This window comes from Thiomonas islandica (assembly GCF_055383445.1).
Genome location: NZ_AP042391.1, coordinates 1,240,255 through 1,253,580 on the forward strand (window position 1 = coordinate 1,240,255; position 13,326 = coordinate 1,253,580).

14 protein-coding genes and 2 riboswitches are annotated in these 13,326 nt (G+C 64.0%); of the genes, 8 read left to right on the forward strand and 6 right to left on the reverse strand.

The window, feature by feature from the left end; genetic code table 11:
- Window positions 1–18 precede the first annotated feature (18 nt).
- Genes cyoE through gluQRS form a run of 3 tightly spaced genes read left to right on the forward strand, consistent with a single transcriptional unit; the run spans window position 19 to window position 2,466 of the window.
- On the forward strand, window positions 19–927 hold the full coding sequence (gene cyoE / locus ACZ47F_RS06015; protein ID WP_464926374.1) for a heme o synthase: 909 nt from the start codon (window positions 19–21) through the stop codon (window positions 925–927).
- Complete coding sequence (locus tag ACZ47F_RS06020) at window positions 927–1,532, forward strand: SCO family protein (RefSeq protein ID WP_464926375.1); 606 nt, start codon at window positions 927–929, stop codon at window positions 1,530–1,532. The genes cyoE and ACZ47F_RS06020 overlap by 1 nt, the downstream gene beginning before the upstream one ends.
- Window positions 1,533–1,575: 43 nt before the next feature.
- On the forward strand, window positions 1,576–2,466 hold the full coding sequence (gene gluQRS, locus ACZ47F_RS06025) for a tRNA glutamyl-Q(34) synthetase GluQRS (protein ID WP_464926376.1): 891 nt from the start codon (window positions 1,576–1,578) through the stop codon (window positions 2,464–2,466).
- Here the strand turns inward: gluQRS and ACZ47F_RS06030 are convergent.
- Genes ACZ47F_RS06030 through lptF form a run of 4 tightly spaced genes read right to left on the reverse strand, consistent with a single transcriptional unit; the run spans window position 2,444 to window position 6,811 of the window.
- A complete protein-coding gene (locus ACZ47F_RS06030; RefSeq protein WP_464926377.1) occupies window positions 2,444–3,598 on the reverse strand; it encodes a pyridoxal phosphate-dependent aminotransferase in 1,155 nt (384 codons plus the stop codon). The two genes, gluQRS and ACZ47F_RS06030, sit on opposite strands and share 23 nt — an antisense overlap.
- A gap of 12 nt (window positions 3,599–3,610) precedes the next feature.
- Window positions 3,611–4,561 carry a CysB family HTH-type transcriptional regulator gene (locus ACZ47F_RS06035; RefSeq protein WP_464926378.1) on the reverse strand — a complete coding sequence of 317 codons (951 nt, stop codon included), beginning with the start codon at window positions 4,559–4,561 and terminating at the stop codon, window positions 3,611–3,613.
- A gap of 19 nt (window positions 4,562–4,580) precedes the next feature.
- Window positions 4,581–5,678, reverse strand: a complete 1,098-nt coding sequence (gene lptG, locus ACZ47F_RS06040; RefSeq protein ID WP_464926379.1) for an LPS export ABC transporter permease LptG — start codon at window positions 5,676–5,678, stop codon at window positions 4,581–4,583.
- Window positions 5,678–6,811 (reverse strand): LPS export ABC transporter permease LptF, encoded by a 1,134-nt coding sequence (lptF, locus tag ACZ47F_RS06045; RefSeq protein ID WP_464926380.1) that lies wholly within the window; start codon window positions 6,809–6,811, stop codon window positions 5,678–5,680. The genes lptG and lptF overlap by 1 nt, the downstream gene beginning before the upstream one ends.
- 93 nt (window positions 6,812–6,904) lie before the next feature.
- Between lptF and ACZ47F_RS06050 the strand changes: the two genes are divergently transcribed.
- From ACZ47F_RS06050 to ACZ47F_RS06060, 3 genes are read left to right on the forward strand one after another with little or no spacing between them, the layout of a single operon-like run.
- Window positions 6,905–8,368 carry a leucyl aminopeptidase gene (locus ACZ47F_RS06050; protein ID WP_464926381.1) on the forward strand — a complete coding sequence of 488 codons (1,464 nt, stop codon included), beginning with the start codon at window positions 6,905–6,907 and terminating at the stop codon, window positions 8,366–8,368.
- Window positions 8,369–8,414: 46 nt separating this feature from the next.
- Window positions 8,415–8,840, forward strand: a complete 426-nt coding sequence (locus ACZ47F_RS06055) for a DNA polymerase III subunit chi (RefSeq protein WP_464926382.1) — start codon at window positions 8,415–8,417, stop codon at window positions 8,838–8,840.
- Complete coding sequence (locus ACZ47F_RS06060; protein ID WP_464926383.1) at window positions 8,837–9,229, forward strand: hypothetical protein; 393 nt, start codon at window positions 8,837–8,839, stop codon at window positions 9,227–9,229. The genes ACZ47F_RS06055 and ACZ47F_RS06060 overlap by 4 nt, the downstream gene beginning before the upstream one ends.
- A gap of 294 nt (window positions 9,230–9,523) precedes the next feature.
- Here the strand turns inward: ACZ47F_RS06060 and ACZ47F_RS06065 are convergent, their stop codons facing one another.
- Entirely contained in the window at window positions 9,524–10,783 is a 1,260-nt protein-coding gene (locus ACZ47F_RS06065) for an integrase catalytic domain-containing protein (protein ID WP_464926118.1), read from the reverse strand.
- 217 nt (window positions 10,784–11,000) lie between these two features.
- Between ACZ47F_RS06065 and ACZ47F_RS06070 the strand changes: the two genes are divergently transcribed.
- A complete protein-coding gene (locus ACZ47F_RS06070; protein WP_464926384.1) occupies window positions 11,001–12,137 on the forward strand; it encodes a branched-chain amino acid ABC transporter substrate-binding protein in 1,137 nt (378 codons plus the stop codon).
- Between the two features lie 170 nt (window positions 12,138–12,307).
- Here the strand turns inward: ACZ47F_RS06070 and ACZ47F_RS06075 are convergent, their stop codons facing one another.
- Window positions 12,308–12,634, reverse strand: coding sequence for a c-type cytochrome (locus ACZ47F_RS06075; RefSeq protein ID WP_464926385.1), 327 nt, complete (start codon window positions 12,632–12,634; stop codon window positions 12,308–12,310).
- A gap of 190 nt (window positions 12,635–12,824) precedes the next feature.
- On the opposite strand from ACZ47F_RS06075, the gene ACZ47F_RS06080 reads away from it, so the two are divergent.
- Window positions 12,825–13,079: a TIGR04438 family Trp-rich protein gene (locus ACZ47F_RS06080; protein ID WP_464926386.1), complete on the forward strand. Its 255-nt coding sequence runs from the start codon at window positions 12,825–12,827 to the stop codon at window positions 13,077–13,079.
- Between the two features lie 39 nt (window positions 13,080–13,118).
- Window positions 13,119–13,216, forward strand: a riboswitch (glycine riboswitch).
- Between the two features lie 3 nt (window positions 13,217–13,219).
- A riboswitch (glycine riboswitch) is annotated at window positions 13,220–13,324 on the forward strand.
- Window positions 13,325–13,326: the final 2 nt, after the last annotated feature.

A 13,326-nucleotide genomic window follows, 5' to 3' on the forward strand; every position in this document is an offset into this window, starting at 1 on the left:
CACATTGCGGAGATCGGTATGAATCCTCAAGTCCTCAACAATGCTCCCAGCCCGTTGCGTGTGGTTTCAAGGCTGTACGCGCTGACCAAGCCCCGCGTGGTGCAGCTCATCGTGTTCTGCGCGGTGATCGGCATGTTTCTCGCCGAGCCGACGCTGCCGCCTTGGCAACCGGTGCTGTATGGAACCCTGGGTATCTGGCTAGTGGCCAGTGCGGCGGCGGCGTTCAACTGCCTGGTCGAGCAGAAGATCGATGCGGTCATGCGCCGCACCGCCTGGCGGCCCTCGGCCAACGGCGAACTCGGCACCGCGGCCATCATCAGCTTTTCCTGTGTGCTGTGCGCTGCGGGCATGTGGCTGCTCTATACCCAGGTCAATCCGCTGACCATGTGGCTGACCTTCGGCACCTTCGTTGGCTACGCGGTGATCTACACCATCTTTCTCAAACCCGCCACGCCGCAGAACATCGTGATCGGCGGCGCATCTGGGGCCATGCCGCCGGTTCTGGGCTGGGCAGCGGTCAGCGGTCATGTGTCAGTCCAGGCCATGCTGCTGTTCCTGATCATTTTCCTTTGGACGCCCCCGCATTTCTGGGCGCTGGCGCTGTACCGCGTGGACGACTACAAAAAGTCCGGCCTGCCGATGCTGCCGGTCACGCACGGCTCCGAATTCACCCGCACGCAGATCCTGCTCTACACCCTGCTGCTGTCGGCGGTGACCCTGCTGCCGTATGGGCTGGGCATGAGCGGGCTGATCTATCTGGCCAGCGCCGTGGTGCTTGACGGGGTGTTCATCGCCTACGCCTGGGCGCTCAAGCGGCAGTACAGCGATTTGCTCGCGCGCAAGACCTTCCGTTACTCTATCCTGTACCTTTCTTTACTATTTGCCGCCTTGCTGGTCGATCACTATCTGCCGCTTCATTTTGTCTGATGCCCGAACGCTTTTCCGCCACACGCAGACGAATCGTCCTGGCCGTCAGCGGCACGGCCCTGCTGCTGGCCGCCTGCAGCAAGCCGTATGCGTTTCATGGGGTGGACATCACTGGTGTTCCGTATGCCAGCGGCTTTGCCCTGACCGATTTCAATGGCAAGCAGCGCACTCTGTCGGACTTTGCTGGCAAGGTGGTGGTGATGTATTTCGGCTACACCCAATGCCCGGACATCTGCCCGGCCGCGCTGCAGGTGGTGGCGCAGGCCGTGCAAGACCTGGGTGACAAGGCGCGCGATGTGCAGTTTCTGTTCGTCACGGTTGACCCCCAGCGCGACACTCCGGCGATCCTCAAGGCCTATGTCACCCATTTCAACCCGAGCTTTCTGGCGCTGACCGGCACGCCCGCGCAGATCGACCAGACCGCGAAGGACTTTAAGGTGTATTACAAAAAAGTGCCGGGCAAGACGCCGGGCTCTTACACCATGGACCACACTGCTGGGTTCTACGTGTTCGACCCGAAGGGCAGGATTCGCCTGTTCGAGCGCGAAGGGGTCAGCGCAACCGATCTGGCGCAGGACCTCAAGGCCCTGATCGACGGGCACTGAACCACACTGTGACCTGCCGCCGGCGTTCAGTCGGTCGTCAGCGATGTCGTCCTACATCGGCCGCTTTGCGCCTTCTCCTACCGGGCCCTTGCACGCGGGGTCGCTGGTTGCGGCGCTGGCATCCTGGCTCGATGCCCGGGCGCATCAAGGGCTGTGGCTGGTGCGGATCGAGGACCTCGATTTCACGCGCAACCGTCCGGGGGCCGACCGGTTGATCCTGCAGCAGCTTGCCAGTTGTGGCCTGCATCCGGATCTACCGCCGGTGTGGCAGTCACAGCGCACCGCGGCCTACCAGCAGGCGTCGCAGACGCTGGTGGAGTCCGGCCATGCCTACCCTTGCGCATGCTCACGCAGCGAAATCCTGGCAGAGCTTGCGCGGCTAGGATGTTTGCCCCGACGCGGGCAGGAGCCGGTTTATCCCGGCACCTGCCGCGCAGGGCTGAAGGGGCGTGCCCCGCGCGCCTGGCGGGTGCGTCTGCCGGACGATGCGGATCAGCCTCTGCGCTGGACGGACCGACGACTTGGCGCACAGTCGCAGGTGCTCAGCCGGGATGTGGGGGATTTCGTGTTCAAGCGGGCCGACGGCGCCTGGGCGTACCAGCTCGCGGTGGTGGTCGACGACGCGGCGCAGGGCGTCACCGACGTGGTGCGCGGCGAGGATCTGGCCAGTTCCACCGCACGGCAGATTGCGCTGCAGCGGCTGCTGGGCTTGCCCACGCCGCGCTATCTGCACGTTCCGCTGGTGCGCGACGCGCAGGGCGAGAAGCTCTCCAAGCATCTCGGCGCGCGGGCGTTCCAGCCGGGGATCGATAGTGTGCAGGCGGCACTGCGAGTGCTCGGGATGGAGTTGCAGGCCGAAACCTTGCCCGAGCTGCTGGTGCGGGCGGTGCAGGCGTGGCGTGCGCGCTGGGTCACAGCGTTGCCAGGCGCGTGAGCGCGGCGTCGAGCGTGGCGTCCTGCTTGGCAAAGCAAAACCGCACCACGCCGCGCTGCCTGCCGTCGGGCTCGAAGGCCGACAGTGGAATCGCCGCCACGCCAACCTGCTCGGTCAGCCAGCGGCAGAAGGCCGTGTCGGGCAGGTCGCTGATGGCGGCATACCGCACGCACTGGAAATAGCTGCCGCCGCAAGGCAACAGCTCGAAGCGGGTCGCACCCAGTCCAGCGCGAAAACGATCGCGCTTGGCTTGGTAGAACGCGGGCAGATCGCGGTAAGGCGCCGGGTCGGCCAGATACTGCGCCAGACCGTGCTGCATCGGGGTGTTGACCGTGAACACATTGAACTGATGCACCTTGCGGAATTCGGCGGTGAGCGCCGCAGGCGCAGCCACGCTGCCGACCTTCCAGCCGGTGACATGAAAAGTCTTGCCAAAGCTCGACACGACGAAGGCGCGCGCGGCCAGCCCTGCAAAACGCGAGGTGCTCTGGTGTTGGGCGCCGTCGAACACCATGTGCTCGTAGACCTCGTCGGAGATGAGCACGATGTCAGTAGGCGCCAGCAGGGCCTCGAGCTGCCGCATGTCCTCCTCGCTCCACACCGTGCCGCTGGGGTTGTGCGGGCTGTTGATGAGCAGCGCCCGGGTGCGCGGGGTGATGGCCGTGGCAATGGCAGCCAGATCGGGCCGGAAATCGGTGCGCAGCGGCACGGTGCGCGCCACGCCGCCGCACAGCGCGATATTGGGCAGGTAGCTGTCGTAGCAGGGGGTGAGCACGATCACTTCGTCGCCCGGGTGAACCACGGCCAGCAGCGCGGTGAAAATGGCCTGCGTCGCCCCGGCGGTGATGGTGATCTCGGTCTGGGCGTCGTAGCGGTGGCCATACAGCGCGGCGATCTTGTCCGCCACTGCCTGCCGCAGCGCCGCAACCCCGGCCATTGGCGGATATTGATTGGCGCCGCTGCGCATCGCGGCGTCTACCGCGTCGATCAACCTGGGATCGCAGGCAAAGTCGGGAAAGCCCTGGCCGAGGTTGATCGCGCCGTGCTGCTGCGCCAGCGCCGACATCACGGTGAAAATGGTGGTGCTGACCTGCGGCAGGCGCGATGCGAGTGCGGGAGTGCGGGGCGACATGGGCAAAACGGTTCAGATCGAGAACACATCCTGCTCACCGAGTTCGCCGCGCAGGGTTTGCTCGACCAGCTTGCGCGGCAGACGAGGCGAGATCAGCTCGGTGAACAGGAAGACGAAACTGCGCTGCAGCACGCCACGCTTGAACGCCACGCGGGTGAGCTGCTGGCCGAACAGATGGCCCGCAGGCAGGCTGTGCAAGGCGGTGTCGCGATCGGGAGAGATGGCCATTTCGGCAATCAGGCCCACGCCCAGACCGAGTTCGACATAGGTCTTGAGCACATCGGAGTCGAGTGCGTCGAGCACGATCTGCGCCTGCAGCCCGGCGTGCGCAAAGGCTGCGTCGATCTGGCGGCGCCCGGCAAACGCCGGCTCGTAGGTGACCAGAGGGAAGGTGGCCAGTTCAGCCAGGGTCAGCTCCGTGCGCTCGCACAGCGGATGGCCGTGTGGCACCACGGCCAGATGCTGCCAGCTGTAGCAGGGCAGGCTCAGCAGGTCCGGCGCATCATGCAGCGACTCGCTCGCCAGTCCCAGGTCGGCGCGCTCCTCCCGCACCGCCTGCGCCACTTGCTCGGGCGTGCCCTGGATAAGCTTGACCTGCACCGCGGGCATGCGACGGCGGAACTCGGCGATCACCCATGGCAGCTTGTAGCGCGCCTGCGTGTGCGTGGCTGCCACCGTCAGCTCGCCGGCGTCTCGTGCCGCGTATTCCTGACCGATGCGCTTGAGATTGGCCACTTCGCGCAGGATGATGTCCACGCTGCGCAGTACCTCGGCCCCGGGTTCGGTGAGCTTGCGGATGCGCTTGCCGTGGCGGCTGAAAATCTCCACCCCGAGCTCGCCCTCCAGCTCGATGATGGCCTTTGACACCCCGGGCTGCGAGGTGTGCAGCGCCCGCGCCGCTTCGGTGAGGTTGAGATTGCGACGCACGGCTTCCTGCAAAAAGCGGAACTGGTGCAGATTCATCGCTGTTTTCTTCGGGTGATCAACGGAAACGCACCTGCCAGGCAAACACCACCAGCCCGAGCCCGCCGAACAGCAGCATGGGCAGTGCCGCGGTGATTGCCGGTGGCCATGTGCCCAGGATGCCCAGGCTGGAAAGCAGGGTGTTGAGCAGGATGAACGCAATTCCCAATCCGATGCCCACAAGCACCTTGCTGCTCACGCTCTTGGAGCGGGTGTGCAGATAGGCAAAGGGCAGGGCCAGCAGCAGCATGACCACGGCGCTGAACGGATAGAACAATTTTTTCCACAGCTGGATTTCATAGCGCTCCGCCGCCTGGTGGTTGGCGCGTAGATGTGCAATGTAGCGCCACAGATCGATCGCCGACATCTTGTCCGGTGGCAGCAGCAGTACCCCGAGTACGCTGGGGGAGAGCGAGGTCTGCCAGCGATAGCTCGGCAGTCTGCTCACCCGCAGCGCCCCCCCGGTCTGCAGCGGCAGGTCGGTGCGGGTCACGTCATGCAGCATCCAGATGCCATTGCCCTCGTATTGGCCGCTGCGCGCGTGCAGCTCGGCGGTGACCTGCGCCTGCGCATTGAGTGCGTAAATACGCACCTCGGTCAGATTGCCCTGGGTGTCAATACCCTGGATGTTGACCGTCTGGTTGCCGCTGCGGTCGGAATCGTTGCGCAGCCAGACCCCGGAAGCCAGCTGCGTGCCGATGCCGGAACCACCCGGGGTTTGAAGCCGCGCAGCCAGCTGCCCGGCAGCGGGCGCTAGCCATTCGCCCAGCAGGAACAGCGTGACCACCAGCGCCGCGGCCAGCTGCAGCAACAGCAGCAGCGCTGCGCGCGGGCTCAGGCCCGAGATACGCAGGATGGTGAACTCGCTACTGGCGGCCAGCTTGGACAGCGCGAACACCCCGCCCACCAGTGTGGCGATGGGCAGAACCTCATACGCGCGGCTGGGCATGCTCAAGGCCACATGCAGCAGTGTGCCGCTGAGGCTGAACCCCGGTTTGCCCAGATTGCTCAGATCGTTGAGCGTGTCGATGAAAAACAGCAGGGCCAGAAACACGAAAGTCACCAAGCCGATGGCGCTGAGCACATGCAGCAGCAGAAAGCGGCGTACCGTGCGCATCAGGCACTCGCTCCGCGTTGCATCCATCTATGCCATAAGCGGTGCAGCCAGCCGTTGCCACGCCACAGCAGCGCCAGCAGGAACAGTAGCGCAGCGCCGTGCAGCAGCACAAAGCCGCTGACAAACCCCACCCGCCTTTCGCTGATCCAACCCTGCAGCACATTGATCAGGTTGAAATAGATCAGATAGACCAGGATCGCGGCGATCAGGCTGCCCGCGCGCCCGGTGCGCACCGAGCCCGAGGCCAGCGGCAGCGCCATCAGCGCCAGCAGCGCCGCCGATAGCGGAACACCCAGCCGCCACGACAGTTCGCCCAGCCAGTTCGGCACGGCCGGGTTGAATAGATACTGGGTCGGCACATTGCGATCGGGCTGAGTCAGCCAGTTCACCGGACCGTTTTTCGGCGGCGCCATCGTGCCCAGGCCAGTGGCGGCATCGAGTCGCATTTCCAGAGACTCGAACGCGGTGATGGTGTAGTTGGCCTGCCCCGGCGTGTGCGCATAGCGATTGCCCCTGCGCAGCACAAGAAACGGCTGACCGTCGATGCGTTGTACCTGCGCCGACTGTGCGGTGATCAGCACGGTCTGCCCGGAAGTCTCGTCGCGGATGAAAATGTCGTGTGCCACGCCACCGGTTTGTGCGCCCTTGTCGATGAAAAACACCCGCTTGCCCGAAACGGATTCGCGAAACTGCCCGGGCGCCACCCGCGCGATGTCCGAACGCTGTTCGAAGCGGATCCGCAGCGCGGTGGTCTGCTGGTTTGCCCACGGCCAGGCGAAGAGAGTGAGCGCGGCGATCAGCAGCAGGATCGGCCAGGAAAACCGCAGCACGCTGCTCATCAGCCGTGCCCATCCCACGCCCGTGGTGCGCAAAATGGTCATTTCCGAATCCAACCACAGCCGCGTGAAGGTCAGTAGCACGGCCAGAAACAGCGACAGGGTGATGACGATCTGCAGATAGCTCAGCGCAGTCAGGCCGATGAGCAGGAACACGTCCTGCGGGCTTGCCTGTCCATCCGAGGCCTGCCCCAGGATGCGGATGAGCATCAGGGTGATGACCACGGTGAACAGCACGGTGAACGCGCCGCCGAAATTGCGGCTCATTTCACGGCGCAGGGTGAGGTCGAGAAGCATGCGATGACGGACGGGGCGGGAGGGCCGCAGGGCTGGGCGCGTTGCGCGGGGCGATGGGATAATGCGCTGCACCCCGACCACGGAACCCCGAACATGAAATTCAGTATATCCGCCGTCAAAAAGCCGCTTCAGATCAGAACCGACGTCCTGGTCTTGTTCGTTCCGCAGGGGCGCAGTGTCAGCGGCCTGGCCGACGCCGGCGCGCTCGACGATCTGATCGCGCAGCTTGCCGCTGATGGCGACTTCGACGCCAAGCCGGGCAGCACTCTGCTTTTGCACCGCCCGCAAGGCATTGCGGCGCGGCGTCTGTTACTGGTCGGCCTGGCGGCCAAGCCTGATCTGCGCGACTGGAAAAAGGCGCTGCAGGCCGCGGCCAGCGCACTCAAGACCGTGCCTGCGAAGCAAGCGCATCTGCTTGCCGCCAACGGGCTGCAGACCCTGGCCGAGTGGGTGCCGACCGTGTGGTCCGACGTCTTCTACCGCTATGACACCACTCGGACTGTGGAAGAAGGCGAGCTGCCGCAGCTCGGCGCGGTGCAGGTCTGCGTGGCCGGAGACGATGTCGGGCTGGAGCAGGCCAAGGCCGCGCTGCAGCAGGCCGAGGCGGTGGCGCTCGGGGTGCGGCTGACGCGCGAGCTGGCCAATCTGCCGGCCAATTACTGCACGCCGACCTACCTGGGCGACATGGCGAAAAAACTCGCCAAATTCCACGGCCTGGGCTGCAGGGTGCTGGGCCGTCCGGAGCTGGAAAAGCTGGGCATGGGCGCCTTTCTCGCGGTGGCACAGGGCTCGGTGCAGCCGCCGCGTTTCATCGTGCTCGAATATCACGGCGCGGACAAAAAAGACCCGCCGCATGTGCTGGTCGGCAAGGGGGTGACCTTTGACACTGGCGGCATTTCGCTCAAGCCGGGCGCCGAAATGGACGAGATGAAGTTCGACATGTCCGGCGCTGCGGCGGTGCTCGGCGCGTTCGAGGCCATTGCCCGTATCAAACCCAGGCTGAACCTGGTGGGCCTGATCGCGGCCACCGAAAACATGCCCAGCGGCAGCGCGGTCAAGCCTGGCGACGTGGTCACCAGCATGTCGGGTCAGACCATCGAGATTCTCAACACAGATGCCGAGGGCCGGCTGATCCTGTGCGACGCGCTCACCTACGCCAAGCGCTACAAGCCAAAGTCGGTGGTGGACATCGCCACGCTCACCGGTGCCTGCGTGATCGCGCTGGGCAAGGTCAACAGCGGCCTGTTCACCGAAGACGATGCTCTGGCCGATGCGTTGCTCCGGGCCGGTCGCGCCACGCTCGATCCCTGCTGGCGTCTGCCGCTGGAGGCCGATTATGCCGAGGCGCTCAAGAGCAATTTCGCCGACGTGGCCAATATCGGAGGCCGTCCGGCTGGTGCCATCACCGCTGCGTGTTTTTTGTGGCGCTTTGCCAAGGACTACCCCTGGGCCCACCTGGACATTGCCGGCACCGCCTGGAACAGCGGCCAGAACAAGGGGGCCACGGGCCGACCGGTGCCGCTGCTGGTGCGCTACCTGCTGTCGCAGGCCGAGTGAGTCCCAGGCTTGACCGATCTGATTTGTACCCACCTCGCACTGCCCGATGAGCTGCTCCGTCGAATTTCGCGTAAACCTGCCTGATCCGCTGCGTTACGCGTGCGGGCTGCTGCAAACCGCCACCCGACGCGGTGCGCGGTTGCTGGTTGTGGCACCGCAGCCGGTTCTCGACGAGCTCGATCACCTGCTGTGGGTCTTTCAGCCCGGCAGCTTTGTCGCGCACGTCTGGCAGGATGATCCGCTTGCCGCGCAGACCCCGGTCCTGCTCAGTGCGGTGCCGGATCTGCCGCGGGCCGGGCGGCTCGATGCGCTGGTCAACCTTGGTCCTGATTTGGTGCCGGGCTGGGAGGCGCTGGGACGGGTGATTGAACTGGTCGGAGCCAGCGCCCCCGACAAACCAGCGGCCCGTAGCCGGCTGCGGGCCTACCGTGCCGCGGGGATCGAGCCCAAAATCATGACGTCCGCAACATGAAGCCGACTCCACCTTCGCATGCCTTGCTGCCCATTCTGACAGAGCGTCTGTCGCCGGGCGAACTGCGCAGCGAAGAGGATGCCGCCGAGCCGGTCGTGGCCCCACCGCCGCTTGGTGCAGACGCGCGCAGCGAAGACCAGGATCTTCTGCGGCCACCGAACGATCACGGCGGTCACGTTGGCACCGTCGATGCGGACCGCATCTGGGAGCAGATTGCTCCCGGTCTGCAGCAACGATTGCTCGAACAGCTGCGCGCCGAGCTGGACGCACAGGTGCCGCAGATCGCGGCCCGGCTATGGCAGTCGGTCGAACCCGTCCTGCGCGATGCGCTGAACAAGCCCGAACAAAATGAGGCGGCCTTGCCTGCGCGTCCTGTCAACCGGACATGACCGAGGCACATTGCTAGCGCGTGCTGAGAAAGGCGATCAGTATTTTCCAATTCAGGTATGAGCCTGAAGCCGGGATGAGTTGGGTTCTTTGAAGTCGGGTTGATCGAGGTTGAAAGGGGCAGTGTAAAGAGGGTTGGGTTGAGGCTTGGATCGTTTCATTGGAAGGCCCCTGCCAGGCCGCCGGAGGCCCCCCTCCAGTCTTGCTGCAAGCGCTGCCGACCTGCGCCGTCCTTCCCGCAGGGATCTGAGTGGGTTGGGATGGACCCGCTCCCTGCGGCGCAGAGCGGCCTCCTGTCAGGCCTGTTGCCGGGGCGTGTTGAACCGGGCAAAGAGCGCCGCCTTGGCCTTCTGCATGGCCTGAGCGGCGGCCAAATCGGTTTGCGCAGCCGCCTGAGCCTGCAAAGCCTCCAGCGTGACGCCCGCCTTGAAACGCACCAAGCCCTGCGCACTGAGCTGCGCCAGGCAAGCCAGGGGCGTCTTCACATCGGCGTGGGCGTAGCGCTTGACGATCTTGCCCTTGGGGCTCGTGATCTCGGTGGCGAACAAGCACGGGCGATGCCCATTGAGCCAAGGGTTGAAGACCGTTTGGTAGAAGGCATTGATGATCTGGGCATGCTGCTGCGGGATGTGGCTGTACCCCATGTGCTTGCGCACCACGCTGGCGTTCTTGCTCTCGGCCAGCGCGTTATCGTTGCTGTGGCGGGAGCGGGACTTGGTCTGCTCAATGCGCAGCTTCTCCAGCATCTTGGCCACGCGGGCGTTGATGTATTCCGAGCCGTTGTCCGAATGAAAGCCTGCGATCTCGAAGGGGAACTGGGCGATGACCAGGGCCAGCACGGGCAACAGGTACGCCTCGCTGATGCCCTGCACGCACGCCTGCACCTGCCATTGGCTGACTGCGTCCACGCAGGTGATGTGATACACCCCCTTGATGCCGTCCAGGTCGCCCTGGTGCACGGTATCGATGCGCACAAAGCCCGCGCGCCCCTGGGGTTGCGGTGCGCGCCGCGTGCCAATGGGGTTGTTCACCGGGCGGGTCTTGGTGAGATGCAGGCGCTGGGCGCGGTAGCCCGCGCTCTTGCGCAGGTTGTACAGGTGCGAGACCGACAGCGTCGCCAAGCGGGCATAGCGCGCGTCGCCATAGACGTGGTAAGCCCGATGCAGCAGGTGCGCGATGGCCGGGCCGCAGACATCCTCATGGGCGCGATCCATCTCCACCAGCAGCGTGACATCGCCGGGCGTGAACTTGCGGGCGAAGGGGGCTGCCGGGGCGCCGTAACGCTTGACCAGCGGCTGTGCGGCCAGGCGGTTGGCCTGCCACCGGCGCACCAGGCGCGTGAGTTGCGCGCGGCTGTAGCCGCTGGTGTGGCGCAAATAGGCCAGCACGACCCCGCGTTCGCGCTTGGTGCGACCGGGGTCGTCAAACCGCCGCAGAACCCGACTGATGTGGGCGTAGCGCTGCGCATCGTCGCCATGCGGTGAAAACTCGACTTGTGCATTGGCGCTGAGAAATTGCTCGAGTTGCGCGATTGTGGTCAGTCGCGTGTCGTCCATGTTGATCACCATCCTGGAGATGATCAACCCGCTTGAAACGCAGACCCCAACCCACGTTCAGGCTCATCCCTCAGTGGAATGACGCACTTCGTTCAGGCTCATTCCACGTTGGACAAGGCTCGATCTGTTCAAACCTCTGCAACTCGGTTAATGTATCGCCCTGTCAGACGAATCCTGACTGCACAACACAACCAACCTTTTTACTGGAGGCTCATTCATGAAGCTCAAATACGCTGCTCCCTTGCTGGCCATGTCGATGGCCATCGGCACTGCCTACGCGGAAGACACTGTTACCGTCACCATCGGCAGTGCCTCGCCACTGTCGGGACCGCAGGCCAGCTTTGGTCAGGACAACGCCAACGGCGTGAAAATGGCGATCAAAGACCTGAACTCGCAGAACATCGTCATCGGCGGCAAGAAGGTCATCTGGAAGGTCGATGCCCAGGACGACCAGGCCGATCCGAAGCAGGCCACCACTGTGGCGCAGAAATTCGTTGATGAAAAGGTCAACGGCGTGGTCGGTCACCTGAACTCGGGTTGTACCTTCCCCGCTTCGCGCATCTACAACAACGCCGGCATTCCCGAAATCACCCCGTCATCCACCGACCCCAAGATTTCACAGCAAGGCTTCAAGACCTTCTTCCGCATCATCGCCAACGACAATGCGCTCGGCTCCGGTCTGGCCAACTATGCGAAGAACAAACTCGAGGCCAAGACCGTCGCGGTGATCGATGACCGCACCGCCTACGGCCAGGGTGTTGCCGATGTGTTTGCCAACACCGCGCAAAAAGACGGACTCAAGCTGGTCGATCGCGAGTACACCAACGACAAGGCCACTGACTTTTCGGCCATTCTGACCAAGATCAAGGCCTCCAACCCCGACATCATTTTCTACGGCGGCATGTACAGTCAGGCTGGCCCGCTGGTGCGCCAGATGCGTCAGCTGGGCATCAAGTCCACGCTGATGGGGGGTGACGGCATCTGCGCCCCCGAGCTGGCCAAGCTGGCCGGCGAGGCTGCTGCGGGCACCATCTGCGCCGAGGGCGGCTCCCCGCTGAGCCAGATGCCCGGCGGCGAAGCCTGGAAGAAGCGCTACGACGCCGAATTCGGTGCCAACGCCTTCCAGCTCTACTCGCCCTATGCCTATGACGCAACCATGGTGCTGGCGCACGCCATGATGAAGGCCAAGTCGGTCGATCCGAAAAAATATCTGCCCTACATCGCCAACATCAACTACAACGGTGTGACCAAGAAGGACATCCATTTCACCAAGACCGGCGAACTGGTCGATGCGACCATCACCATTTCGCAGTTCGACAAGGACGGCAAGAAAACCGTGCTGGCCGTGCAGTAATCGGCTGCCGGGCGCAGCCCCGCGCTGCGCCGTTGCGTCATACTGGCGCCCTTCGGGGCGTTTTTTGTTGTCCCCTCGCAGAGGAACGCTCTTTCGAGAGGCAACAAAAAAGCCGAGAGCCTGCTCGGCATCCCGGCTTGTTCACGGCAGCTGCGCGAGCTGCGGTGGATTTACTTCTTCAGCGACAGCACCCACTCGGCCAGCTGCTTGGCTTGGGCCGGGGTCACTTGCGGGTTGGCCGGCATCGGCACCGGGCCCCACACGCCAGACACGCCGTGCAGGATGGCGTTGCTGAGCGTCTCTACCGCGCCAGGCTTGCCGGCGTACTTGGCAGCGACGTCTTGGTAGGACGGACCCACCAGCTTCTTGTCCACTGCGTGGCAAGCCAGGCAGTTCTTCGATTTGGCCAGCGCCAGCATGTCTTCGGCAGCGAAGGCCGACGACATGGTCAGGGTGGCAGCAGCAGCCAGGGCGGCAGCAAAAACGGCTTTTTTCATTCCAGTCCTCCAGAGGGGTTAAACAAAGCGATGACAGCCAAGTAACGCAGTTTAATCAATTCGGTTGACGCGGTGCAGGGGAAGTCAGCGAGAATGATCGGCGTATCGGTTCAGATTGATGAACCGCAATACGCCAGCGTTGATCGCGTGTTGCAGTTCGTTCCTTTTGGGGTCTGCTTGCAGCGGGTGCATGGTCATGGTCTTCGTTCTGCTCGGTCTGGTGTTCATCGTCCTCAAGCTCATGGGCATTGCGCCGGTTGCGGGCTGGTCATGGTGGTGGGTGCTGTTGCCGTTGGCGCTGGCTTTCATCTGGTGGGAGATCATCGACCCAATGTTTGGAATTTCCAAAAAACGGGCGATGGGTGACATGCAAAGGCGGCAGCAGGCGCGGCGTGAGAAATATCGCGAAAGCCTCGGACTGAGTGCTGGCCGCCGCAAGAAGTAGGCCCTGCAGAGCAGGTCGTCGCGCCAGCTTACGATACACTACATCACGTCAGGAGAGCGCTGCGCGCCAAGCGCGGCCGCCGAAGGCGTAAGCCCATTTCGGGTGTACCGCTCAGGCAAAAGGACTGACGACACCGCAAGGTGTTCCTCACTGGAGAGCGGCGCCGCAGCAGGGCGCTCACCGAAGGGGCAAGTCCGGCCAGTTGCCGGATCAATCTCTCAGGTACCCGGGACAGCGAGGGGTTGAG